The sequence below is a fragment of the Poriferisphaera sp. WC338 genome, from assembly GCF_050931845.1.
Classification (GTDB): Bacteria; Planctomycetota; Phycisphaerae; order Phycisphaerales; family Phycisphaeraceae; genus Poriferisphaera.
In genome coordinates, this window is the sequence record NZ_CP194516.1 from 3,925,819 (window position 1) to 3,951,167 (window position 25,349).

At 51.0% G+C, this 25,349-nt stretch carries 18 protein-coding genes, 1 tRNA gene and 1 pseudogene; 16 read left to right on the plus strand and 4 right to left on the minus strand.

From position 1 onward, the window contains the following. Positions 1–47 precede the first annotated feature (47 nt). Positions 48–788: a VPLPA-CTERM sorting domain-containing protein gene (locus ACQ6WK_RS16265; protein ID WP_432798446.1), complete on the minus strand. Its 741-nt coding sequence runs from the start codon at positions 786–788 to the stop codon at positions 48–50. Between the two features lie 910 nt (positions 789–1,698). Here ACQ6WK_RS16265 and ACQ6WK_RS16270 point away from each other — a divergent pair. From ACQ6WK_RS16270 to ACQ6WK_RS16335, 14 genes and pseudogenes are all read left to right on the plus strand, one after another. Then, a complete protein-coding gene (locus ACQ6WK_RS16270; RefSeq protein WP_432798447.1) occupies positions 1,699–2,730 on the plus strand; it encodes a LacI family DNA-binding transcriptional regulator in 1,032 nt (343 codons plus the stop codon). 221 nt (positions 2,731–2,951) lie between these two features. Beyond that, positions 2,952–4,133 (plus strand): hypothetical protein, encoded by a 1,182-nt coding sequence (locus tag ACQ6WK_RS16275; RefSeq protein ID WP_432798448.1) that lies wholly within the window; start codon positions 2,952–2,954, stop codon positions 4,131–4,133. 70 nt (positions 4,134–4,203) lie between these two features. After that, positions 4,204–4,848 carry a PEP-CTERM sorting domain-containing protein gene (locus ACQ6WK_RS16280; protein WP_432798449.1) on the plus strand — a complete coding sequence of 215 codons (645 nt, stop codon included), beginning with the start codon at positions 4,204–4,206 and terminating at the stop codon, positions 4,846–4,848. Positions 4,849–5,002: 154 nt separating this feature from the next. After that, positions 5,003–5,791: a type II secretion system protein gene (locus ACQ6WK_RS16285; RefSeq protein WP_432798450.1), complete on the plus strand. Its 789-nt coding sequence runs from the start codon at positions 5,003–5,005 to the stop codon at positions 5,789–5,791. 170 nt (positions 5,792–5,961) lie between these two features. Beyond that, positions 5,962–7,752, plus strand: coding sequence for a glucoamylase family protein (locus tag ACQ6WK_RS16290; RefSeq protein ID WP_432798451.1), 1,791 nt, complete (start codon positions 5,962–5,964; stop codon positions 7,750–7,752). 66 nt (positions 7,753–7,818) lie between these two features. Beyond that, positions 7,819–9,249 (plus strand): ABC transporter substrate-binding protein, encoded by a 1,431-nt coding sequence (locus ACQ6WK_RS16295; protein WP_432798452.1) that lies wholly within the window; start codon positions 7,819–7,821, stop codon positions 9,247–9,249. Then, positions 9,246–10,130 carry a carbohydrate ABC transporter permease gene (locus ACQ6WK_RS16300; protein WP_432798453.1) on the plus strand — a complete coding sequence of 295 codons (885 nt, stop codon included), beginning with the start codon at positions 9,246–9,248 and terminating at the stop codon, positions 10,128–10,130. Before ACQ6WK_RS16295 ends, ACQ6WK_RS16300 begins: the two co-directional genes overlap by 4 nt. Before the next feature lie 6 nt (positions 10,131–10,136). Then, the gene (locus tag ACQ6WK_RS16305) at positions 10,137–11,102 is read left to right on the plus strand and encodes a carbohydrate ABC transporter permease (protein ID WP_432798454.1); all 966 of its coding nucleotides are present in this window, start codon (positions 10,137–10,139) and stop codon (positions 11,100–11,102) included. A 51-nt stretch (positions 11,103–11,153) separates the two neighbouring features. Beyond that, positions 11,154–13,628 carry a GH36-type glycosyl hydrolase domain-containing protein gene (locus ACQ6WK_RS16310; RefSeq protein WP_432798455.1) on the plus strand — a complete coding sequence of 825 codons (2,475 nt, stop codon included), beginning with the start codon at positions 11,154–11,156 and terminating at the stop codon, positions 13,626–13,628. Between the two features lie 64 nt (positions 13,629–13,692). Further along, on the plus strand, positions 13,693–15,336 hold the full coding sequence (locus ACQ6WK_RS16315; RefSeq protein ID WP_432798456.1) for a glucoamylase family protein: 1,644 nt from the start codon (positions 13,693–13,695) through the stop codon (positions 15,334–15,336). A gap of 30 nt (positions 15,337–15,366) precedes the next feature. After that, positions 15,367–16,857, plus strand: coding sequence for a sulfatase family protein (locus ACQ6WK_RS16320; RefSeq protein ID WP_432798457.1), 1,491 nt, complete (start codon positions 15,367–15,369; stop codon positions 16,855–16,857). A gap of 47 nt (positions 16,858–16,904) precedes the next feature. Then, positions 16,905–17,315, plus strand: a pseudogene (locus ACQ6WK_RS16325) (vitamin K epoxide reductase family protein); the annotation flags it as partial. A gap of 84 nt (positions 17,316–17,399) precedes the next feature. Continuing rightward, positions 17,400–18,107 (plus strand): hypothetical protein, encoded by a 708-nt coding sequence (locus tag ACQ6WK_RS16330; RefSeq protein ID WP_432800420.1) that lies wholly within the window; start codon positions 17,400–17,402, stop codon positions 18,105–18,107. 278 nt (positions 18,108–18,385) lie between these two features. Continuing rightward, a complete protein-coding gene (locus tag ACQ6WK_RS16335) occupies positions 18,386–20,344 on the plus strand; it encodes a methyl-accepting chemotaxis protein (protein WP_432798458.1) in 1,959 nt (652 codons plus the stop codon). Between the two features lie 255 nt (positions 20,345–20,599). Here the strand turns inward: ACQ6WK_RS16335 and ACQ6WK_RS16340 are convergent. Further along, positions 20,600–20,672, minus strand: a tRNA-Asn gene (locus ACQ6WK_RS16340). A gap of 339 nt (positions 20,673–21,011) precedes the next feature. Here ACQ6WK_RS16340 and ACQ6WK_RS16345 point away from each other — a divergent pair. Beyond that, positions 21,012–21,761, plus strand: coding sequence for a hypothetical protein (locus ACQ6WK_RS16345; protein WP_432798459.1), 750 nt, complete (start codon positions 21,012–21,014; stop codon positions 21,759–21,761). Positions 21,762–21,815: 54 nt separating this feature from the next. Here ACQ6WK_RS16345 and ACQ6WK_RS16350 read toward each other — a convergent pair whose 3' ends face one another. Together ACQ6WK_RS16350 and ACQ6WK_RS16355 are read right to left on the minus strand one after the other, a co-directional pair. Beyond that, entirely contained in the window at positions 21,816–23,033 is a 1,218-nt protein-coding gene (locus ACQ6WK_RS16350; RefSeq protein ID WP_432798460.1) for a tRNA-queuosine alpha-mannosyltransferase domain-containing protein, read from the minus strand. A gap of 6 nt (positions 23,034–23,039) precedes the next feature. Then, positions 23,040–23,801, minus strand: a complete 762-nt coding sequence (locus tag ACQ6WK_RS16355) for a sulfite exporter TauE/SafE family protein (RefSeq protein WP_432798461.1) — start codon at positions 23,799–23,801, stop codon at positions 23,040–23,042. 117 nt (positions 23,802–23,918) lie between these two features. Between ACQ6WK_RS16355 and ACQ6WK_RS16360 the strand changes: the two genes are divergently transcribed. Beyond that, on the plus strand, positions 23,919–25,259 hold the full coding sequence (locus tag ACQ6WK_RS16360) for an ATP-dependent 6-phosphofructokinase (RefSeq protein WP_432798462.1): 1,341 nt from the start codon (positions 23,919–23,921) through the stop codon (positions 25,257–25,259). The last annotated feature ends 90 nt before the right edge of the window (positions 25,260–25,349 follow it).

Consider the following 25,349-nt stretch of genomic DNA (forward strand, 5'->3'; position numbering starts at 1 on the left):
CTCGCCTTAGACGGATGGGTCAGGTTTATCCGTGTTTTGAGAGTCGTTTATGCAGAGCGGCGACGCAGTCCCGCCAAGCCGAAAAGTCCGGTGAGTGCGAGCATCGCAGATGCAGGTTCTGGAACCGTCAGGACCAGATCGTCAAAGAGAGCCGCTTGATCGCCAGAGATAGAGGCATCAAGGCCATCAATCATTTCAAGACGAGCTTGAACAAAAGCGGTACCGGCAACAGCCGTACCACTGACGCTGTAATCAAACCACCAAAGTGAATTGTCCGCACCGAGACTTGGCTGGAGTGTGCCATTTGTTTGTGCGGTGTCATACACATCAATCGCCGATGTCCCGATGACATTCATTGAAGCATCAAGGAAATCGATCGCCAAGATGGCCTGGCTATCAACTGCAGGATTGATATTGAAGTTTTCTGCGATACGTGACTTGGCTGTCAGCGTGTATGTCTGACCAGCAGCACCAGCTTGCGCAACAGCTTGGGTCACCTTAGCGTTCGCAGTCGCAGCAGCGCTCTTACCGAGGAAGCCACGGAACCATACACCTTTACCAGGAACACCATGCGGGAAGCTTGCCCAACCAGAATTCTGGAAACGGGCGGACTGAGCAGTTGGACTACCCGGATCTGGCGTGTTGGTCACCATGGTCCAGTTGGGGTGAGTAAATTGATCGGTTGCCGCTTCAAAGCCACCATCAGTCAGTAGGTTCGCTTGAGCGGACCCGGCGATCATCAGTGCAGCAGCACCCCCAAACAATGTTGTGAGCTTAAACTTCATCATGTTCTCTCCTTTTCTTTCTCCAATTGCATTCAAAATCTAACAAGTCGAACGACCGGTTCAGAGACCGTCTCTGAGATGAAAAGTGAAATGAAAGTGAGCACAGTTTTCGTTTGCTGTTTACCGTGCCAGAGTGATCTCTCTTCCATTCCTGCCCGTACTGCTGTCACATATAAAACGATTCAGATCCATGGATGGTTACGATGACTCACCTCGCCAAGCGGATCATTTTTGTAACCGGTTACAATATTAAAACAATTGTGGATTGTGTCAACAGTTTTGTTAAAACTTTTTGACAAAGATCCAATGCGAAATCATTAGTATTTTTTGACAATGGACTTACGTAATAATAGCCGGATAATCCCCCTTGGAACCTACATCATATGTGTATCGCTACCCATGCAATTCACTTCGCTTATATAGCCTAATGAATGGCGTTTTCAGACATCTACACTTGATCTACCCTCTTAAGATATGGGATAATAGCATAGTTACAGACCATTGCATCTAAATCCTTCACTACAGTGTAGATAGAGAATCGCCACATCAAATATAAATCCAAGTCCATCCGTAAAACATTTATTACAATACACTTATTGAATCAATAGAAACAAAATGTATTCTTAAAGGTAATATCAAACGACACTTAAACACATCTGTATAATGGAAGGCAAGAAGCAGGCCGCCGTATCATCCGCACAAGACACTTAAAACTCCTGCGGAACCTGCAATGCAAACGACACAAGTGATTTATGTTTTTGTGCCGAGCAGAATAGTGAGATCATTAAATGTTTAGACATAATAGTTTACAGCTTATATTGTGTTTTAAAAACAATTAAAAAAGATCTTGACCATATTATGAAACCGGTTACAATACCAACGTAATGCAACCGGTTACATTCAGGAAAGAGTGATGGCAAAATCCCAATCCGTAACAGTCACAGATGTATCAAAGGTAACCGGCCTATCGACCGCGACTGTTTCACGTGTCCTTAACAATAGCCCGCTCGTCCGCGAGGCAACCCGCAATAAAGTGATGCAGGCTGTCCGTGAACTCGGCTACACCGCTAACTATTCAGCAAGAGCATTGGCCCGCCAGAGAACCGACACCATCGGCGTCATTTTCCCCGGTATCGACAAGGGGTTCTTCTCTGAGGTCCTTATGGGTGTGAACGAAGTCGCAACCTATCACAACTTACACATCACGGTTGGTTTTGCACTTAACTATAAAGATGAGCCGGCATTGGTTTCTAGTTATGTACATGGTGGCCGTGTTGACTCGCTGATCTTAATGAACTTGGGTATGCCAGAAGATTTCCTGCGTGAAATCGTTCGGGAAAGCATGCCGATCGTCTTGATTGATCGACCAGTGAAAGGTGCGATGGTTACCAACGTGCGCTTGGATAATGCCAATGGCGCGGATGAAGCCATGACCCACTTAGTTACGCATGGCTATAAGCGGATCGCCATTGTGCGTGGCCCGCGCGAAACTTTCGATGCTGACCAGCGATGGGAAGGCTGCCAAAGAGCAGCTAACCGTTTGGGTTATGACATTGATCCAGAATTGATTTGGCAGGGCAACTTTTACGATCGTTCCGGCTACGACTTAATGAAGCAATGGTTGTTATCAGGGAAAGAGTTACCGGATGCAGTGTTTGCGTTTAACGATCCGATGGCAATCGGTGTTTTGCGTGCACTCAATGAACAAGGCTTAAATGTGCCACAAGATATGGCACTCGTCGGGTATGACGATATGGATTCCGCTCGGTATCTGGGTTTAACCACCGTAAGATCACCAATGCGGAAAATGGGGCAGGTCGCCTGTAGAACCGTGATCGAACAGCTCAACTCACAGGAGAAGCGGCCAACAGATCACGTTCTTAATACAGAGTTAGTTGTGCGAAGATCGTGCGGCGTGAGACAAGATAACGTGTTTATTGAATAGCTGCATGTAAAGAATTTTATTGTATCGATTGCATTCAACATCGTTTGTGTGCTGGTTATAGCTGTGCCAGTTACTTGGGAAGAATCGCATATCGAGTACAAAGCTACATTTATATGAGATCAAATAATTCAGATTCATAATTTCACTATTACCGTTCGGTCAACATGAAAATTAAAACAAAGTGCTTGGAATCATAAAAGCGCATTTTCAGGAGAATTGAGATGGAGAAAATTGGAACATTAAAAGCAATCACAGCGGTGACCTTGCTGGCATCCTCAGCCACCACGGCAACTGCTGCGATTCAAAACGTCAGCGGATTCATCGTCCAACGTGATGATCCACCTCCCGGAACACACCAACAAGCTTTTCCGAATAGTAACCTACAAATTAACGGTACAAGCCTTACAGGCACGGCACCAAATCAAGTGATTGTTAACGGTACAAACTCGCTGCACATGGTCGAGAACCAATACGACAACGATCCATCGCAATGGGGATTCAGTGCCAACCGCACCAATGCTTGGCTCACCGATGATGGTAGCTCTAAAGTTACATTGAATCGTAATGAATCATTTGACATTAGTGTGACGGTGAATCTTGATGCGGGCTATACAGACGCTGGCAACAACTGCTGTCGAAAAGAAGCGGGCTTCCGTTTGCAAAATCCCAATGACCCGGCCGCAAACAGCTTGCTCCTGGTCACCACCGACAATGACGAAGGGGAAGTTGGTGGGTTTGGTATCAGCGGTGCATACTTTCCAAAACACGTATTCGGCACGAACGCCAGCCCTGTCACCTATACACCGGGCACTAGCGCAAGAATCCGCTTGAAATATACTGCAGCAGGTGCTGACCCCAACACACAGCCGGCAACCTATGAATATTTCTTTGATGCAGGCGCAGATGGGATTGATGTTGAAAGTTCTGGAGCGATTGCAGCTGAAGTCAGTGCGGGCTTAGAAGATGGCACGAAGATCGGTCTGTTCATGCAGGCACATGTTGCGGATAACGACCCAGCAGGCTTCGGCTTTGGTGATGCAACATCATTTGCCAACGACTATATCGACAGCCTTTTCACCGATCTCTATGTCTATATTGATGGCGACTATGACGGCGATGGCCTTGTTGCACAGGGCGACTTGAGTCTTGTGCTTCAAAACTGGGGCGTTGACACTGATGCCAACGGCATTCCTGCAGGCTGGGACTACGGCGATCCAACCGGCACTGTTGATCAAAATGAACTCAGCTTGGTCCTGCAAAACTGGGGCAATACGTTCGGCAGCACCGTGGCACCGGCCAACCTAACCGCACCTGTGTTCACCATTCCAGAACCCGTCAGCGCACTTGTGTTTGGCTTGGGTAGCCTCGCACTTATCCGCCGCAACCGTTCTGTGGATGCCTAATTTCAAACATCACATTCGATCCATACAAACATCATAATAAATGACATGAAAATAACTGGAGGTTCTAAACATGTTGAATAAGTTTCTGACAGCCTTGACCATCGGAGCAATGGCATCAACCGCGACCGCAACCGTCAACAACGTCTCGTTTAGCCAAGTTGACAACAGCAGCGCATTGTCCGGCCACATCACCAACGACATCGCGATTGATTACACCGGCCAGTGGGACGGATCACAGTTGATCCTTTCCCTTACCAGCGGCGGAATCTATCAAGATAATGCCGGTAGCGACACCGCGCCAAACGCTGCATTCTTCGGCTTTGTTCCTACACTTGAGTTTGACACATTCATTACCGGCGGTGCACTTGTGCAAGGCGGTATCACCCCCGGCACCGCTGGTGGGGCAGTTAACCTTGGCGGCAACCCCGGCGCAACCTTCTCCACCAGCGCAATCGACATCGCTTGGTTCCCCCCTGGTGGCAGCAGCGGCATCACCAATCAAACCGGATTCACGGTTGCACGCATCACCCTGACCGATGACGCAACAGGAACCTTTAAGTTCCTCGCTTCAGACGGTGAGATCGCTACTTGGGAAGATGGTGTGATCGCAAACGGTGTATTAGGTTTGGGAGTTGTTCCAGAACCAGCAAGCTTGATGCTTCTCGGTATTGGTGGACTCGGAGCACTCGCTCGACGTCGCACTGCCAAATCATAACCATTGAATGAGTTGGGTGAGGAGGGTAATAACTCCTCACTCACCCTTTACCAGCCTCTTCACAAAGAGCGAAACAAGGATTACCAAAATGAAATGCATGGGAATGACACATTCAAATCTTCATCCAGAGGGTAGAAAGAATGGATGTTACGTCATGAAAGGCGCCTTCACACTGATCGAGTTACTTGTTGTTATCTCTATCATTGCCCTGCTTGTCGGTATCTTGCTGCCTGCACTGGGTGTCGCCAGAAGAACCGCGCAACAGTCAGTTTGCCTGCAACACCTTCGGCAAATCTCGATCGGCTCACAATTCTACGCACATGACTTTAACCGCTTGCCACCCTTGTCAAAAGACAATCAAGGTGACATGATCTACCTGCTTGATGATTACATTTCATCCAAAGATGTATATATATGCCCAACGGGTGAAAGCACAGGCACCGGCGGCGCAGAGTGGAATGCGATCAGACCACCGCGTCCATGGGGTAACATGATCTATGAAAGCAAGTTCGGCTCACCCTATACCGGTAACTCTGGTGCGAACCTTTGGGATGGCAAAGCCTACAACACCGACTACAAATTCAATGACAACATCGGCCGCTACAACACGCCACTTGCCGGCGCTCCGAATGTGTTCGGCAACCCATTCTCCCAACCTATTGATGGCATCATTGACAGAAAGATCGTGGAACTTAAATACCCGGTCTGGACCGTGATTGCTCTGGATTTAGATTGGGGTACACCAGATGACCACACCGCCACACGTCATGGTGAAAAAGGTGCCAACCTTAGCTTCCTTGATGGCCACGCCGAGTTTATGGCTGACGCTGAATATCGTACACCCAGAACCGCCAACATCGACCCGAACGGCTGGTACCCTTGGTTCCGCTGGGGCAACCCAAGAAAACCAACACCAAGCGACAGCCTCCCGCCACACGATTGATCTTCCTTTAAAGACATGACTGTGAACGATAACGAGTTCGATTTAATTCAATGTTGGATGGCAATAACGTGAGAACATACTTTCTACTGGCAGCATGGTTGATCTTCGGTCAACTGTGCTTGCCCACTCAAAACCTGACCGCTCAAACATCGCGCTTTAATGAAAAGCTGATGGACGAGATGCAACAGCGCTGTTTCCAATTCTTCTGGGAACAATCTGGTGAGAAGTCCGGCCTCGTCGCGGATCGTGCAAGATCCTCCGGCGAAAGCAAGTTCAGTATCGCCAGCACCGCCTCAACCGGCTTCGGCCTAGCAGGCATCTGTATCGCCGAAGAGCGTGGCTGGATCACACACGAACAGGCATACAATCGTGTTCTGAAAACACTGCGTTTTCTGAACCAAAACATGCCACACCATGAAGGCTGGTTCTACCACTTCACCGACATTGAAACCGGCGAGCGTGTTTGGAAGTGCGAACTCTCCACCATTGATACCGCTTTGCTGCTCGGCGGCGTGCTCACCGTCCGGCAATACTACAAAGGCACTGAAGTTGAATCATTGGCCACGCAAATCTACGACCGCGTGAACTTCCCTTGGTTCCTCAATGATCACGGCATCATCAAGATGAGCTGGAAGCCCGAACAAGGCTTCAGCCAATCAACATGGGGGCACTACAGCGAACACCTCATGCTCCAACTACTCGGGCTCGGCTCAAACACCAAGCCCCTGCCACCCAATACCTGGCACAGCTGGAAACGTGAACCGGTCATCGAGTACCAAGGCAAATCGTTCCTGTCACACCCGCCACTGTTCATACATCAGTTCTCTCATGCGTTTGTTGATTTTCGAAACAAGCGCGACGACTACGCCGACTACTGGATGAACTCTGTTTTGGCTACCGAAGCGCACCGCCAAATGTTCATTAGCGATCTCAGCAAAAAGTACCCATACCTCGGCGAGAATCTTTGGGGGCTGACCGCTTCGGATCATGCCGGCGGCTACACCGCTTGGGGCGGGCCACCCATCACCGCAAACTTTGATGGCACCGTCGTCCCCTGCGCACCCGCAGGATCAATTCCCTTCGCGCCTGAAGCCTGCATGCAAACGCTTGGCTACATGTATAAAAAACACGCCAACAAAACATGGCGCAAATACGGCTTCATCGACGCCTTCAACCTCGACAAAAAATGGTACGCCAAAGATGTCATCGGCATCGACAAAGGCATCACGCTGCTCATGATCGAAAACCACCGCAGCGGTCTGATCTGGAAGCTCTTCATGGCCAATCCGGAAATCCAACGCGCCATGAAGATCGCCAACTTCCGCGATCATCCCTCCGATCTAAAAAGCAATACCTCCCTCGTCAGCCAATCCGACGCCACCGCCGGCTCACCCAACCTTAAAGCCGACATGGCCATCGTCTCTGCCGACAAAACATGGGACAAAGCGCAGTGGATCGACCTGAACACTAACGAACACCTTGAGCTCGGCCAACCCTTCAAAGCCTACGGCGTCGCCGCTCGCTTCGCGCTCATGTGGGATCGTGACTATCTCCACTTTAAAGCCATCGTCCAAGACGGCAACGTCAAAAACGGCATGCCCGCTTCAGACATGTACATGCAAGATTGCGTCGAGCTTTACATCGACCCGCAAAACGACGGCCTGCGATGGATGAACACCGACGACTTCCAGTTTGGCTTCGCGCCCACCAATAAAATCTATGAATGGTTTGGTCAGCGATATAAAATAGACGCCACCGTCACAACAACAGAAACCGGCTATCAAATCCTTGCAAAGATTCCGTGGAAAGATCTAAAAACAACACCAACGCAGTTCGCCAACCTCCAAATTGGCGTCACCATTAAAAGCGTGAACGAAAAAGAAAGCGCCGACCTCAAGCTCAACTGGCGATGGAAAAGCATCGACGATCACATCGAACTTGGAAAGGTCCAACTTCAATAACCAAGATTGTCTCACCCTATCGTCAGCCTGACCGCACGCGTGCTCTTCGTTTTTAGGATCTTTCAATTGACCCGTTTCATCAAGACCATCTGTTACTGCCTATGTTGCCTGGCGATCTTCGTCAGCGGATGTTCGTCCGAAAATGACCGCACCGAAGACGGCCGGGTGATCGTCCACTACTGGGAAAAATGGACCAGCTTCCAAGCCGACGCCATGCAGCAAGTCGTCGACGACTTCAACGCATCCCAAGACCGCATCTTCGTCAAGATGCTCAGCGTCAGCTCCATCGATCAAAAGCTCATGCTCGCCACCGCCGGCGGCAACCCCCCTGATGTTGCCGGTGTGTGGAGTCACACCATCAACGTTTTCGCCGAGAACGGCGCACTCACCCCGCTCAATCAATATCTCGAAGCCGCCAACATCACCCGCGATGATTACATCCCCGTCTTCTGGGATCTTTGCGGCCACCGCGGCTATCAATGGGCGCTGCCCACGACACCCGCCACACTCGCACTGCATTGGAACAAGCGCCTCTTCAAAGAAGCCGACCTTGATCCCAACCACCCACCACAATCTATCGAAGAACTCGACCGCATGGCCGAGCAACTCACCATCGTCGAAGTCGATCGCGACAATCAAACCGTACAACTGAGTTTCGCAGACCTCACCGATGCCGAGAAGCAAAGCAAAGACTTCAAGATCATTCAGCTCGGCCACTCACCCGACATCCCCGGCTGGTTCCGCGAACTCTGGGGTTTCTGGTTCGGTGGCTCGCTCTGGGACGGCAACAACAACATCACCATCACCAGCGACGAAAACCGCCGCGCCTTTGAATGGTACCGCTCTTACTTCGAAAAATACGGCCTGCGTAACCTCCGCGAATTCGGCTCCTCACTCGGCAATCACGCCTCACCCCAAGACGGCTTCCTCTCCGAACGTGTCGCCATGGAAATCCACGGCGTCTGGACCTACAACTACATCAGCCGCTTCGCACCACACATCAACTGGGCCGCCGCGCCCTTCCCGTCCTTCGACCCCAAAGCCAATCCCGATGTCACCGTCGTCGAGTGCGATCTGCTCGTCATACCCGCCGGCGCAAAGAACCCCAGCGAAGCCTTCGAGTTCATCCGCTATGTCAATACACGCACCGCCATGGAAAAACTCTGCACCGGCCATCGTAAGTTCAGTCCCCTCGCCGATGTCAGCGACGAGTTCATCGATCAACATCCCAATCCCTACATCGAAGTCTTCATGAACCTCGCCAAAAGCGAAAACGCCCGCTACGTCCCACGCATCACCATCTGGAACGAATACAAAGACGAACTGCTCACCGGCCTCGACCGCATCCGCTCCATGGATGTCTCCACCGAAGCCTCACTGCAAGAAGTCAGCAGCCGCACCCAATGGAAAATGGATCGCACCGCCAAGCGTTGGGAAATGATCCGTGAAAACCGCCTCTCACTATGGAAACGTCTCGCGGAGGCGGCCAAACAATGACCAAAAGAGAACGCCAACAATTTTTACTCGGCACCTGCTTCATCAGCCCATGGCTCATCGGCGTCGTCGTCTTCATGCTCTACCCAGTCTGCATGTCACTCTACTACGCCTTCTGCGACTTCAACGTCCTCTCCGACCCAACTTGGATCGGCACCACCAACTTCACCGACATGGCCCGCGACTCCGTCTTCTGGAAGTCACTCTACAACACCTTCTACTACGCCATCTTCTCCATCCCCCTCTCGCTCATCCTCGCGCTGCTCGTCGCCATCATGCTCAACCAAAAAATCATGGGCCGCTCCGTCTTCCGCGCCATCTACTTCCTCCCCTCCATCGTCCCGCTCATCGCCGTCGCCATGATTTGGATCTGGCTCTTCAACGGTAAGTACGGCCTGATCAACTACGCACTCTCTTTCATCGGCATCGAAGGCCCGCAATGGCTCTCCGATCCCGTCTGGACCAAACCCACACTCATCCTCGTCAGCATGTGGCAAATCGGTGGCACCGTCGTCATCTTCCTCGCCGCACTTCAAGAAGTCCCACAAACCCTCTACGAATCCGCCGAACTCGACGGTGCCGGACCCATCACACGACTCATCCACATCACCGCACCACTCATCTCACCCGTCATCTACTTCAACCTCATCATGGGCATCATCGGCGCGCTCCAAGTTTTTGTCACGCCCTTCGTCATGCTCGGCGGCGGCGGACCCAACCGCTCCGCACTCTTCTACTCCGTCTACCTCTACCAAAACGCTTTTAGCTACTGGCGCATGGGATACGCTTCCGCCATGGCATGGATCCTCTTCATCCTCATCGCTTCACTCACCATCCTCGTCACCCTACTCTCGCGCAAACACGTTTTCTACGCAGGTGATTAAAACAAGATGTTAGATAAGATCAACAAAATCCTGTTCAACCTGATCCTGCTCCTAGGCGCACTTGCGTTTATGGTGCCGCTGCTATGGATGATCTCCACCGCGCTCAAGCCCATCGATCAAACCATGTCCTTCCCCCCGACATGGATCCCCACCCAAGGCTACGCCGAAATCCAAGGTGTCGAACAACCCGTCCGCGTCGTCGAACAAAAAGACAACACCTTCATCGTCAGCCCCGAAAACGCCGACGCCACCTACACCATCCCAAAAGAAAGCCTTAAAAACAAGGTCGAACCGCGCTGGGAAAACTTCGGGCTCGCCGTCAAAGAAATGAAATACTTCTGGTGGTACCTCCGTAACACCATCGTCCTCTGCGTGCTCACCGTCATCGGCGCCGTCATCTCCAACGCCTTCGTCGCCTACGGCTTCTCACGCATCGAATGGAAAGGCCGCGACAAACTCTTCGCACTCTGCCTCGCCACCATGATGATCCCCGGCCCCGTCATCATGGTCCCCCTCTACGTCATGTTCAAAAACTTCGGCTGGATCGGCTCGCTCAAACCCCTATGGGTCCCAAGCTTCTTCGCCGGCGCCTTCAACGTCTTTCTCCTAAGACAATTCTTCCGCACCGTCCCCAAAGAACTCTCCGAGTCCGCGCGCATCGACGGCTGCAGCGAATTCCGAATCTTCTGGCAGATCATCCTCCCACTCGCCAAACCCGCGCTCATGGTTGTCGCACTCTTCCAATTCCTCGGCACATGGAACGACTTCCTCCATCCACTCATCTACCTCACCGACCAGAAAGACTTCACCCTCGCACTCGGCTTGCAGTTCTATCAAAGCCGCGCCGGCGGAACACAATGGCATTACCTGATGGCAGCCAGCACCCTCGTCGTGCTACCCGTCATCCTTCTATTCTTCATAACACAACGCAAGCTCATTGAAGGGATCTCGATGACCGGCCTCAAAGGCTAACGCAAACAACATCAACCCCTTCAAATCGACTGATTCAAGTGAGGTGAAAAAATGTCTCAAGCTGAGATAAACAACCATTCAGAATTGCACAACGTCTCCAAAGAGAAAAAGCAATTCCAAAATACATACGGCTACTTCGCAAACGGTGGCAAAGAATACGTCATCACCCGTCCCGATACCCCAAAGCCATGGATCAACGTCATCGCCCCCGGCCCCTACGGCATGACCATCACACAATCCGGCAGCGGTTACTCATGGAATAAACACGCCGGCCTCAATCGAATCACGCGCTGGTCACAAGACCTCGTCATCGATGAATGGGGCAAATACATCTACATCCAAGACACCGACAGCATGGACTACTGGTCCGCAGGCTACAAACCCGTCTGCCGCGAACCCGAAAAATACGAATGCCGTCACGGCCTCGGCTACACCACCATCACCTCAGAAAACAACCTCATCGAATCCGAACTCACCATGTACGTCCCCTACGACGCAACACACGAAGTCTGGATCCTCAAAGTCACCAACAACTCAGAACGCACCCGCAACCTCTCCATGTTCTCCTACTTCGAATGGTGTCTCGGCACCGCGCCCGACTGGCACCGCGAATTCCACAAAGTCTTCACCGAAACAAAACTCGATCATAGCGCCAACGCCATCTTCGCCGCCAAACGCATGTGGGACGTCACCAACGACGCCGGCCAACACTGGAACCGTTCATGGGAAGGCATCGCCTTCCACACCGCCAGCAAACCACTCGCCGACATGTCCGGCAGCAAAGAAGCCTTCATCGGACTCCTCGGCAACTTCGCCGCACCACGCGCACTCAAAGAAGGCAAATACCTCAACAAAACCACCGGCAAGTGGGACGACTCCATCGCCTCACTCAACGTCGCACTCACCCTCGCACCCGGCGAATCCGAAACCATCGTCTTCACACTCGGTACCGCAAAAGACGAAACCGCCGCAAAAAACAGCTTCGAAAAATACGAAAACCTCGAACTCACACTCAACGAACTCGAAGTCACCAAAGAACTCTGGCAAGGCGAACTCACCAAGTCCTGGATCGAAACCCCCGACGACTCGCTCAACTTCATGTCCAACTACTGGCTGAAGTACCAGACCATGGCCGCACGCACGCAAGGCCGCACCGGCTATTACCAAACCGGCGGCGGTTACGGCTTCCGCGACCAGCTCCAAGACAACCTCATGTTCCTGCACATGCAGCCCACCCGCACCCGCGATCAGATCATCCTCCACGCCGCACATCAATACGAAAAAGGTCACGTCCTCCACTGGTGGCAACCCATCACCGAACAAGGCATGGAATCCCACTACTCCGACGACCTACTCTGGCTCCCCTTCGTCCTCATCCACTACCTCAATGCCACCGGCGACCTCGACATCCTCAACACCGAAATCCCCTACTACAACAACGACAAAGACGCCCCCATCGTCACCGGCACACTTCACGAACACTGCTGCCGCGCCATCGGCTTATCACTTTCACGCCGCAGTGAGCGCGGACTCCCACTCATCGGCACCGGTGATTGGAACGACGGACTCTCTGTCACCGGTTGGCGAGGGCAGGGCGAAAGCGTCTGGGTCGGCATCTTCCTCTTCGGCATCCTCAACGACTACGCCGCCATGATCGATCGCGCCGTCGAAAACAAAACACTCTCAATCCACCAAGCCGAAACCGCAAAAACATACCTCACCGAAGCCAGCATCCTCGCCACCGCCGTCAACGAACACGGCTGGGACGGCGAATGGTACTGGGCCGCAAGCACAGACGACCGCGACCTGCTCGGCAGCAAAACCAGCGACGAAGGCAACATCCACCTCAACCCACAAACATGGTCCATCCTCAACGGCATCGCTCCCAAAGAACGTGTCGACACCATCATCAACAGCATCGAGAAAAAACTCTACCGCGACTACGGCCCGCTCCTCCTCCAACCCGCCTACACCAAACCAAACGAAAACGTCGGATACCTCACACGCTACGCACCCGGCGTCCGTGAAAACGGCGGCCTCTACACACACGCCGGCGCATGGGCCATCATGATGGAATGCTCACTCAAACGTGCCGACAAAGCATGGAAACTCTTCACCAGCCTCTGCCCCATTAACCGCGGCAACGACCCCGACCTCTATCTCTGCGAACCCTACGTCACCCCCGGCAATGTCGACGGCCCAGACTCACCCTTCTACGGACGTGGCGGCTGGACTTGGTACACCGGCTCCGCCGCATGGCTCTACCGCGTCATGAACGAATGGGTCCTCGGCATCCGACCAACCTGGGACGGCCTCCTCATCGACCCATGTATCCCCTCACACTGGACCGGCTACAAAGCCGTCCGCACCTACCGCGACTGCGAATTCACCATCGAAGTACAAAAACCATCACCCGAAGCCAAGAATGTCGCCGTCATCCTCGTCAACGATCAACCCATCGAAGGCAATCTGATTCCGCCACTCAAAGCCGGATCAACCGCCACCGTCAAAGTACTCATGAAATAACAAACAACAATTGTTCGATTCACACCACAACATCCACGAAGCCAAAAACAAGAGCAATAAGAAGATGAACAACATAAAACACAACCTCCAAGCATACATCTCCCTCGCCATGATCTGCATCATGATCAACTTCACCGCCGCCTGCGCCCACGCACAATCCGCCGCGGCAAAAGTAGCAACATCCAACGCGCCCACCAACCTCACCGCCGAAGGACACGACTCCCGCGTCGACCTCATCTGGGACCGCATCTCCGACACCGATCTGGACTACTTCAACGTCTACCGCTCAGAATCGAAAAACGGCCCCTTCACCAAAATCAACAAAAAACCTCATCAATACAACGTCTACAGCGACTTCATCGGCGAGAACGACAAACACTTCTTCTACAAAGTCACCATCCTTAAAGAAGACGGCATCGAAAGCGCCCCCTCCGCCATCGTCTCCGCCAAAACCTTCGCCATGACCGACGAAGAATTGCTCACCTCCATCCAAAAAGCAACCTTCCGCTTCTTCTGGGACTTCGCCCACCCCGTTAGCGGCTTCGCCCGCGCCGGCACTACACACGAATCCCACGCTCGCGACATCTGCGTCTCCGGCGGCACCGGCTTCGGACTCTTCAACCTCATCGTCGGCGCAGAACGCGACTTCATTACCCGTGAACAAGCCGCCAAGCGCACCCTCAAAATCGTCCGCTTCCTCCAAGACAAAACACCTCGCTACCACGGCGCATGGGCTCACCGCTTCAACGGCCGCACCGGCGAAACCATCCCCTTCTTCAACCCCGCTGACAACGGCGGCGACATCGTTGAAACATCCTTCCTCGTCGAAGGCATCCTCGCCTCTCGCCAATACTTCACCCAAGACAACCCCATCGAAAACGAAATCCGTAAACGCTCTACACAACTTTGGGAAGAAGTCGAGTGGGATTGGTACCTCCGCTACAAAGACGGCAAAATCCTCTACTGGCACTGGTCACCCGACTACGGCTGGAAAAAAAACCACCCCATCCACGGCTTTAACGAGTGCATGATCACCTACCTGCTCGCCATCGCCTCACCCACACACCCCATCCCCGACGAAAGCTACAACGAAGGCTGGATCAAAGACCCCAAAAAATACGCCAACGGCAACTCCTACTTCGGCTACAAGAAAGCTGTCGGTCTACCCACCGGCGGCCCCGGCGGTCCACTCTTCTTCACACACTACTCCTACCTCGGCCTCGACCCCAACGCCATCACCGACCAGTTCACCAACTACTTTGAACACAACAAAAACATGACCCTCATCAACCGCGCCCACTGCATCGAAAACCCCGGCGAGTTCAAAGACTACTCCGCCCTCGTCTGGGGACTCACCTCCAGCGAAAACCCCAAAGGCTATAAAGCACACGCACCCATCCCCGGTCGCGACGACGGCACCATCACCCCCACCGCCGCACTCAGCGCCATGCCCTACACCCCCGAAGAATCCATCGCCACCATGAAACACTTCTACCACACCTACGGCAAGAAGCTCTGGGGTCCCTTCGGCTTCAACGACGCATTCAACCCCACACAAGATTGGTACTCCGAAAACCTCCTCGCAATCGACGCCGGCCCCATCGTCCCCATGATGGAAAATTACCGCACCGGCCTCTGCTGGGACATCTTCATGAAAAACAAAGAAATCACCGACATGCTCAAACGACTCAACATCAACACCAAATAAAACTAACAAGCGTCTATATGGACCCCCACCATGCGTATCCTCCATATTGATATCGATTCATTAAGACCCGATCACCTCGGCTGCTACGGCTACCACCGTCAAACCAGCCCAAACATCGATCGGATCGCCTCCCAAGGTGTGCGCTTCGAGAACTGCCACACCACAGACGCTCCCTGTTTACCAAGCCGTACTGCGCTGATGGCCGGGCGTGCTGGAATTCATACTGGCGTAATTGATCATGGCGGAATCGCGGCACAACCCTTCAACGAAGGGCCAAACCGCGATTTTAGTGACATGTTCGCCAACACGTCATGGATGTCATGTATGCGTCAGGCTGGATTCCACACGGTCGCCATCAGTCCTTTCGCCGAACGCCACGGCGCTTGGCATTGGTACGCCGGCTTCAACGAAATCCATAACGGCGGCATGGGCGTCGGTGAAACCGCAGAAAAATGGACGCCCATCGCCCTCGACTGGCTCGAAAACAACGGCCACAAAGACAACTGGTGCCTCTACTTCAATCTCTGGGACCCGCACACCCCCTACCGCACACCCGACGACGATCAAAACCCTTTCGCAAACGACCCGCTCCCCGAATGGTACACCGAAGAAATCCGGCAAGCCCACTGGCAAGGCATCGGCCCGCACTCCGCCCGCGAAGTCAACGGCTACGACATCGACAAAGCCTGGGAAGAGCGCTTCCCCAAACAGCCCGGACAAATCCGCGATATGCAAGAAGCCCGCATGATGTTTGACGGCTACGACCATGCCGTCCACTACGCCGACAAACACATCGGCAAGATCATGCAATTATTAAAAAAACTTGGCATTCAAGACGAAACCATTATTTCCATTTCCGCCGACCACGGCGAAAACCTCGGCGAACTTAATGTCTACGGCGACCATCAACTCGCCGATCAAATCACCACACGCATCCCCATGATCATCCGCTGGCCCGGCGTCACCGACAACCAGCAAGGCCAAGTCCGCCGCGGCTACATCCACCACTTCGACTACGCCGCCACACTCATCGACGCCTTCAGCCCCGGCAACATCCCCGACATCTGGCACGGTCAAAGCTTCTACAGCAACCTCAAATCATCCCAAGACATCAACATCCGCGACAACCTCATCGTCTCACAAGGCGCGTGGTCCTGTCAGCGCGCCGTCCGCTTCAATCACAACGAAGAAGAATACATCATGCTCCGGTCTTATCACGACGGCTACCACAATCTCCCCGACTACATGCTCTTCAACCTCACCCAAGACCCACACGAACAACACGACCTAGCCGACAAACAACCCCAGCTCGTCAATCTCGCTACCAACCTGCTCGACAAATGGGTCGGCAGCATGATGCACACCAGCCCCAGCGGCCAAGATCCCATGTGGACCGTTATGCACACCGGCGGCGCGCACCATACCCGCGGCGAGCTGACGAACTATCTCGACCGCCTTCGACAAACCGATCGGCAACATATCGCCAAAACACTTGAAAACAAGTATCCCTACGATCCATAATAATTTATTTATAACGTGCGATAGCAACATCCAACAGAAAACAATTCATGAACAGTATCACCAGCAAGCTCACAGCTATCACTCCGATTACAGTGATCCTCTTGCTGTTGATTAGTACCACCCTGAGCACTTACCTTTCATACCAAGCATTTATCTCTGGATCAACAATAGGCTGTAGCGGAAACATCGGCTGCGATCAAATCCTTCATTCAGCTTATGCCCGTGTACTGAGCCTGCCCGTTGCGCTGCTCGCCGCAATGTTGTACACCTGCCTACTTTGTGTTTCCACCGCCACTTACTTCAAACCACCACTTTCTTGTCGTCCTATCATCAGAGCGGGAGTCACGCTCATTTGCACAATCATCATTCTCTCATTCCTTTACTTTGTTTCTTTGCAAGTGTTTGTTCTCCACACCTATTGTAAAATCTGTATGACCATTCATCTCACTGGGCTTAGTGCAGCCATTATCATCCTCTTACACAAACATCCGCCCACAACACAACTCCACACAGCTCAATCTAAACCGCATACGGGAAAGCTGATGGTGCCGATTATCGCAGCCCTGCTATTCATAATATTACCCATACTCCAGTTCACCTTTCCTCCAAAACTCCAAACCACACAAACAGTGCGCGTTATTAACAAACAAATCAAACATAATCGACAACTCACCTTTTCTCTCGGTAAAACTGGCAGTTTCAAAATCAATCCCATCGAATTTCCACATCTCGGCCCACTTAATGCACCTACTACGTTTGTGAAACTTTATGATTATACATGCCAGCATTGTCGCGCTCAGTCTGCCGCATTATTACCGATCCAAGAAAAAGACCTCGATCAAATTCTGATCATACTCATGCCTACCCCACTAAACAGTAATTGCTCACCACTCATTCAAACAACTCTCGAACAACATAAATATGCTTGTGAATTGGCAAAACTTTCTCTCGCAGTTTATCGCGCCATGCCACAACAATACGAGCAATATCATCATTTCTTAATGCAAGGCCAATCGCCCCCTTCTCCTGAGAAAGCTCGAGCTTTTGCCGAATCACTCATTGGCATAAATAATCTTAATATTGCTCTTAAACATCCATACATTGCTCAACAACTTAATCGATCGACAGAACTCTATCGCATGATCGATTCCCCACTTCCCATCCTCTTTACAGGAACACATATACTTAAAGGCTTCAATCCAAAGATTGATTTAAAATCTATCCTCAAACAATATTCAACCTTACAATAATACAATCTAAACAGAGCGGATATTTCCTAGATTAAAACCTGATTTTAGAGAAATTACATATCTACAATAATTTCACCACTGCTACAAATTTATTAATCCATTTCTTATCCTCCACATCACGCACCCCTGTCATATTTCATATATGTACTACTTCTTTATGAACAACCCTAATGTCAATTTTCCATATAGTCGACGATGGCCGTAATAACAATTTATAAAGATGTAGGAATCCATATTCCACACTCGATTGAGTTTCTAGGTAAAGGGATCATTGAATCATGGTACTTTCGATACAGGCACGCTTATGGGCTGGCTTCTCTGTTATTCTTCTCGTTATTCTGGTCGCCTGCGGTTTTGGTGCTCTTAAAGCTAAAAAAGCATCTGATGACGTTCGTTCCATCATGCAACATGATGTTGCCAGTCGCATCGCTTGTGAGGAAGCACAAATCGGTATGCTTAGCGCGCGTCGTGCTGAGAAAGATTTCTTTATCAGACGTGACGATGCCAAATACTTACCAAAAGTTGACGAGGCTGTAGAACAAACCACGCTGAAGCTTCAGAAGCTCACTAAAACCACCACCCGTGATAGTTATCGCGATCAAGCAAACCAAGCGCTTGCTTCATTGGAAGAATACCATCGTCTGTTTAAGGAAACTGCGGATCTCTATATCCAACGTGGACTTAGCCCGAAACTCGGCCTTGAAGGCATCCTCCGCAAAGCAGTCCATACCATCGAAACACCGCTTGCTAAACCCGAATCTGACGAAGCAAAGCAACTTGGCACTTCTGCATTAACTGAGGCGCAACGACATAGCGTGTTGGTCCCCATGCTCATGTGCCGCCGTCACGAGAAAGATTTTCTTCTTCGCAAAGACAGTACAAAGTATATGGGTAAGATGAATGGGCGCATCCCCGAGCTAAAAGCAGCCATTGGAGCTCTTCCCATTGAGCAGAAATCAATCACGGCACTCCACCAACTCGCAGATGAATACTTCATCGCATTTAAAGACCTTGTTTCAGCCGAAACACAGATGGCCGAGACAACACTTCTGTTTCGCGAAGCGACACATCAAGTTGAAGCTATCCTTGAAGGAATTACTTCCGAGAGCGAGAAAGATGTCGCATTGGCACAGACAAAACTTCAGGCTAGTCTAAACTCCATGGCCATCACCATGGTCGTCGCCATTGTTACCGCCTTGCTACTTTGCGGCATCATCGGATTCCTCGTTACAGCCTCAATTCGCCAACCATTGAAAGCACTCGTCATTCGGTTTGCTGATATCGCAGAAGGCGAAGGTGATCTATCTCGCCGCCTTGATGTAAAAAGCAAAGATGAGTTTGGTCAGCTAAGCAAATACTTCAACCAGTTCATGAGTAAACTCAACACTGTTCTGTTGCAGGTCGAGCAGGCTACGAATGAGGTAGCACAAACCGCTGGTGAGATGAATGAAACCAGCTCGGCAATTGCTACCAACATGCGTCGTCAACGTGAGCAAACCGCCGTTACTGTCTCCGCTATTGAAGAAATGAGTGAGTCGGTCATGGAAGTTGCCCACCAGAGCAGCATGGCTTTTAGCGAAGCACAGCAAGCCGGCCAAGATGCACAAGATGGCGGGCAAATCGTCAAACAAACCGTCTCAGGTATACAAGATATTGCTAGCGTCGTACAACATTCCGCACAAACAATCGATTCACTTGGTCAACGCAGCGAATCCATTGAGCAAGTCATCAGTGTCATCAATGATATCGCAGACCAAACTAACCTACTCGCGTTAAATGCTGCCATTGAAGCTGCACGTGCTGGCGAACATGGTCGAGGATTCGCAGTTGTCGCCGATGAAGTTCGTAAACTTGCCGAACGCACCAGCACCGCCACTGAAGAAGTCACACAGTCTATCCGTGACATCCAAGACGATACACAAAAAGCAGTCGAGGGTATGAGTGACGGTACAACCCGTGTACAGAGCGGTGTGGACATGGCCATCAAGGCTGGTGATACATTGGATCGCATTGTGAGTGGTGCAGAATCTGTCGCTGAAATGATTCAATCCAGTGCAACAGCTGCCGAAGCACAATCTGAATCAAGCAAACAAATTGCAACGAGTGTTGAAGATATCAAACAAGTAACTGAAGAAACTGCCGTCAATGCCGAGCAAGCTGCCGCTGCTGCAATACAACTCAGCGCACGTGCCAAGGGACTACAAGGCCTCGTCGCTCAATTCAAACTTGCTTCATAAAGATTTGTTTGATCGATTAATCAAGAAACAAAGCTGCCTTGGAACTAGATCAGCCCTTATCTCCGAGATATGGGTACATACCAAAGTGTTCAACTTATGGTTCATCATTCATGATCAAAGCATACGTTTGTAACGTGCAATTACATCAAACAAACTACGGAGATTACGCTCGCTCGTACTCGAATTACTCGTTCATGTGCACATATACAAAAAAAGCCAACACCAAAAATGGTGTTGGCTTTTTGAACTTAAAAGCTCCCCCGGCTGGACTCGAACCAGCAACCTGCGGATTAACAGTCCGACGCTCTACCAATTGAGCTACAGGGGATCGCTAGGGCCGCAAATTGTAGCAGAATTCCCTCATGAATCAAACAGTCCCACCGATCTGAACACGGCCTACATAGCTGGTTCACCACCAATATCTGATATCTATAAACATAATTAATACATATCTTTATAGCCTCTTATTGAAGCTCATATTTCGCCCCGACACTCTGAATAAACCGTGGATATCTCACACTGCGGGAACGCCTCGTTGCCATCGATTTAGACGCTGGATTCCCCCATCTACTCGAACCTCTCACGGGGGGATGATATAATAATTTAATAATCCACACATGGCCGGCGGCACCCACGCGGTACAAGCCGCTCAGTAGAAGGATGGGACATGGCAACCAGCTTTGGTGCACTTTGCACTGATTTCTATATTAATCATAAACTCGCTCTAAAAATGGACTTACCACGCGACCGCGAAACGGTGCTCCATTTCTTTGATCGTATGCGCAAGAGCCTGCCGGAGATGAGCCGGTTCCGCCGATACGATGATGAACTCGCACTGGAATCCACCCGTCGCGATGCCCGCTATAAATGGATCGCGCTTTGCCGCAACCACATCCGAGCCGGCCACGTCAACCCCGAAGCCATGGGCGAAGGTTACAACTACCACAAGTTCATCCTTGATCTAGTTCCGCATTTTCTCACTATCTCCCCGCTGGATGTAGATTACCTCGAACTGTTGTTCGGATTCGATCTTGAATGCGATGGCAACCATGATGAAATCATCTATCAGGCCCTCTATGAAAATTCACCTCTAGCCAACCTGCTCGGCTCCGAACACGGTAAAGTCTTGGACGTACAACCCGCATTCGGCTCAACACTTAATGAGGCTGGCAATTTGCAAGTCTATTATGAAGTGAAATCTCGTCAGAAATCTCGCCGCGGTTCTTCCAAAGCGTACCGCGATCAGCCGCTTTCGATCTTCATCACCATGCGCAAATACGGCCCATTCGACGATATCTCCGAACTACCCGGCGAACTTAAAAATCTTGCTGCCCACGCCGAACGCCTCACACTTGAAAACCTCATCCCCAACATCCTCCAGCCAATCAGCCGATACATCTCCTCACCTAATCAGTAAAATAAACTGAAATAAAACGACTAATATGCTTCATCAATCATGATGAAGCGTTTTTTATATCCCCACGCGTTCATCCAACTGCTTTGCAATCCGCAGCCAGTCATACCTCATGGCCGACTCAACCACCTTCGGCAGCACATGCCCTTGCGTCTTCATTTCTGCAAGCCGACATAACTGTATCACGATCGCTTCGACATCATTCTCCAGGTACCAACTCACCTTATTGGGTTCATGTGCAAATACTTCCGGATACGCCAGCGCTTTTGGCAAAACCAACGCACAGCCCGCCGCTGCGCCCTCTAAAACAGATAACCCCTGAAATTCATGACCAGCCGTTGATATCATGACATCGGCCTGACACAAAGCATCCTCATATGCTTCCCGCGATGTTTGATAGCCCCAATACTTGATCCTGTCACCATGTTGCTGCTTAATCGCAGCAAATACACACGGCTCATCCTTGAACCGCTCGCCAATCACAGATAATTCAAAATCAGTCCCTATTTCGTCCAATCGCTTTAGCGCATCAGCCAACAGCTCGGGTTGCTTGTCATGTTCCCATCGTCCGGCCCACACTATCCGCAGGGTAGGGTGATTACCTTGGAATTCCCGATACTTCTGCGCTTTCTTGCGTAATCCAGTTGTATCAATCCCCACGCCAATAACTTCACTTCGTTTCGCAATTACTTCTTCCGCAAATTGCAATTCTTTACCCGGTAACTTTCGCTCCGCAGTTGCAAACCCATTCAGCATACTTTGCCTGTTGTAATCCGTATTGAAAATAACTTTCCCGCCTCGACCTATCGCGGTGAGCACGCTATTGATCTGCGTCAATCCAAAATGAATATCCCGCGTATCCTCTTGCCGTACGGGATACGTAAATTGGTTCTCATGCATGTACAGATAAAACTTCGCCCCTATCAGTACACTCGGCATTAATCCTGCAAACGTCGCCAGATCTACCATGCTCGTTGCCATCACCACATCCACACCCCTTAACCACGTAACATCTATGTCACTTTCGTCTATCTCTCGGTTAGACGCAATGCTGACCCTCGTCATTTGCTCGCGATCAATCTTCCCCCATGTATCATCCTCCACCCGGCTTCGTAACCACTGCGCAAAACTTGCCGCACCGTGACGCATCCGCCATTTCCAAGACCGCCCGCTTAATGACAATGCCACCATCTCATACTTCGTGTGCTTCATCCACCCGCACAAAAACGCGTGATGCGACCCACCATCATAACCCTGTAAAAACAGTATCCGCACAACCAATCATCCTCCTACAATCAACGGCCCAACAATCGCGCTTACTGCAATCAGTGTCAGCAAAAGATATGCAACCACTTTCAATCGCCTCCGGTTTAACCGCCGCCCAATCTTGTGACCTACCAACGCTGCCGCGAACGCTATTGGAAACATCACAATCCCCAAAATAAAATCCCACAACACCCCCACACCAAACGACACACACAACAATAATATTAACACTGGGATGTTTTGAAAAAATGTGATCCACATAAATGCCCGGCTCTTAAGCGCTGACCAATCATGTGCATGCACAAACAACACCACTGGCGGGCCGCCCATACCCACCATGCCCGCCATGATACCTGACGTACTCCCTGCTGCCACGGTCCAGCCCCAATGCAAATACTCATGCGGTTTCGGTCGGATCAACCATTGCATCCCAACCGCCACGAGCAAAACACCACCAACAACTTGCTTGATCTGCTGTGGATCAAATGCCTCCATCAACCACAACAACAACACGCCTAACGGCAAACTCACCATCCGCACATAAAACAGCGGCAATGTTTCTCGCCAACTAGCCGCGCCCGGATGTCGATACACTGAATAACCCGTTTGAAAAATCTGGATGCCAAGCACCAGTGCAATACAACTCGGCAAATTCACCCCTGCAAAATTCATGATCGGTATCGCAAACATCCCCAAACCAAAGCCCACCATCGACTGCAATAAACAGCCTCCAAATAACGCCAACCCGATCATCAAAAACTGCTGCAGATCATACATAACTAGCTATCATAGTTATTCAGGCCCGTGTTGTCCGACATCCTACTGTTTTTTCACTGACGTACCGCGTAACATTTGGCGCAACCCACGTAGGCCATGTTTTAAAAGGACAAAACCGTGATCCCCGCCAACCAGTTCATCGTCCAAACCCTCGGCGAATGCCGATTCGATTCCCCCATTTCCGATTGGCTCCTTAAGCGCGCTGCCTTCAAACCCGGCATCGGTGTTCACGATCGCATGCTCTTTCACGATCACCTTTCTACTATCACCGAATACGCTTCACTCGAATTAGATCAAATTCCATCCTTCGAAGTAGCGGGCCCACGTCGCAAACTTTACTTCGACCCCGCACAAACACGTGCAGGCATAGTAACCTGCGGCGGACTCTGCCCGGGACTCAATGATGTCATCCGCGGACTCGTCAACGTCCTTTGGCATCGCTACGGTGTTCGGCAAATCAGTGGATTCCGTTACGGCTATGAAGGACTTAACCCTGCGTTTGATCACGAGCCGTTTGCACTTGATCCCCGGCTTGTCAAAGATATCCATCACGATGGTGGTACAATCCTCGGATCCTCACGTGGTCCACAAGATACCGACGCTATGCTCGACTATCTCGTGGATAGACAGATAAACACCCTCTTCACCATCGGCGGCGATGGCACGCAACGCGGCGCACTCGACCTTTCCACCCGTGCACGCGAACGTGGTATTCCCCTCGCCGTCATTGGTATCCCAAAAACCATCGACAACGATGTGCGATTCGTCGAACAATCCTTCGGCTTCCAAACCGCGTTCACGCAAGCCGTCGACGCAGTCAAAACCGCTCATAATGAAGCTGTTTCCGCACAAAATGGTGTCGGCCTCGTCAAACTTATGGGTAGACACTCCGGTTTCATCGCTGCATACGCAGCCCTTGCCGCTAACGAAGCTAACGTTGTTCTTATCCCTGAAGTTGATTTTCCTCTCCACTCCGACATCGGTCTACTCGAAACACTTCGCAAACGCCTGCTTACTCGAAACCATGCCGTCATCATCGTTGCAGAAGGCGCTGGCCAAAGATATCTTGACACCACTGGCCAAGATAAATCTGGCAATAAACAGCTTGGTGATATTGGCCTCTTTCTCAAGCAAGAAATCACATCACATTTTTCTGCACTCAAAATTCCACATACTGTTAAATACATCGACCCCTCATACATGATCCGCGGCTGCCCCGCTAACGCTTTCGACTCCGTTCTCTGCTTCAGACTTGCTGCCTATGCGGTTCATGCCGCTATGGCTGGTTGTACAGAAATGATCATCGGTAAATGGCACGGCAAGTTTCTGCATATCCCCACTGCGTTAGCAGTTTCAAACCGACAACAAGTCAATCCTTTCGGTGATCTTTGGCTTTCTGTCCTTGAAGCGACCGGCCAACCGCGCTGGCAAGCAGTCGAAGAACACCACAACGAATAGCAAACATACATTTTGATTAAATTTAGATTATCTAATCACACAGAATACAGGGTAGCCTGGCGAGTTTGGTTGCAGGATTAGTATGAGTAC

Coding starts and splice junctions, on each gene's coding strand:
- ACQ6WK_RS16265 (WP_432798446.1), bottom strand. CDS start 788: ATGATGAAGTTTAAGCTCACAACATTGTTTGGGGGTGCTGCTGCACTG.
- ACQ6WK_RS16270 (WP_432798447.1), top strand. CDS start 1,699: ATGGCAAAATCCCAATCCGTAACAGTCACAGATGTATCAAAGGTAACC.
- ACQ6WK_RS16275 (WP_432798448.1), top strand. CDS start 2,952: ATGGAGAAAATTGGAACATTAAAAGCAATCACAGCGGTGACCTTGCTG.
- ACQ6WK_RS16280 (WP_432798449.1), top strand. CDS start 4,204: ATGTTGAATAAGTTTCTGACAGCCTTGACCATCGGAGCAATGGCATCA.
- ACQ6WK_RS16285 (WP_432798450.1), top strand. CDS start 5,003: ATGAAAGGCGCCTTCACACTGATCGAGTTACTTGTTGTTATCTCTATC.
- ACQ6WK_RS16290 (WP_432798451.1), top strand. CDS start 5,962: ATGGACGAGATGCAACAGCGCTGTTTCCAATTCTTCTGGGAACAATCT.
- ACQ6WK_RS16300 (WP_432798453.1), top strand. CDS start 9,246: ATGACCAAAAGAGAACGCCAACAATTTTTACTCGGCACCTGCTTCATC.
- ACQ6WK_RS16305 (WP_432798454.1), top strand. CDS start 10,137: ATGTTAGATAAGATCAACAAAATCCTGTTCAACCTGATCCTGCTCCTA.
- ACQ6WK_RS16310 (WP_432798455.1), top strand. CDS start 11,154: ATGTCTCAAGCTGAGATAAACAACCATTCAGAATTGCACAACGTCTCC.
- ACQ6WK_RS16315 (WP_432798456.1), top strand. CDS start 13,693: ATGAACAACATAAAACACAACCTCCAAGCATACATCTCCCTCGCCATG.
- ACQ6WK_RS16320 (WP_432798457.1), top strand. CDS start 15,367: ATGCGTATCCTCCATATTGATATCGATTCATTAAGACCCGATCACCTC.
- ACQ6WK_RS16330 (WP_432800420.1), top strand. CDS start 17,400: ATGGTGCCGATTATCGCAGCCCTGCTATTCATAATATTACCCATACTC.
- ACQ6WK_RS16335 (WP_432798458.1), top strand. CDS start 18,386: ATGGTACTTTCGATACAGGCACGCTTATGGGCTGGCTTCTCTGTTATT.
- ACQ6WK_RS16345 (WP_432798459.1), top strand. CDS start 21,012: ATGGCAACCAGCTTTGGTGCACTTTGCACTGATTTCTATATTAATCAT.
- ACQ6WK_RS16355 (WP_432798461.1), bottom strand. CDS start 23,801: ATGTATGATCTGCAGCAGTTTTTGATGATCGGGTTGGCGTTATTTGGA.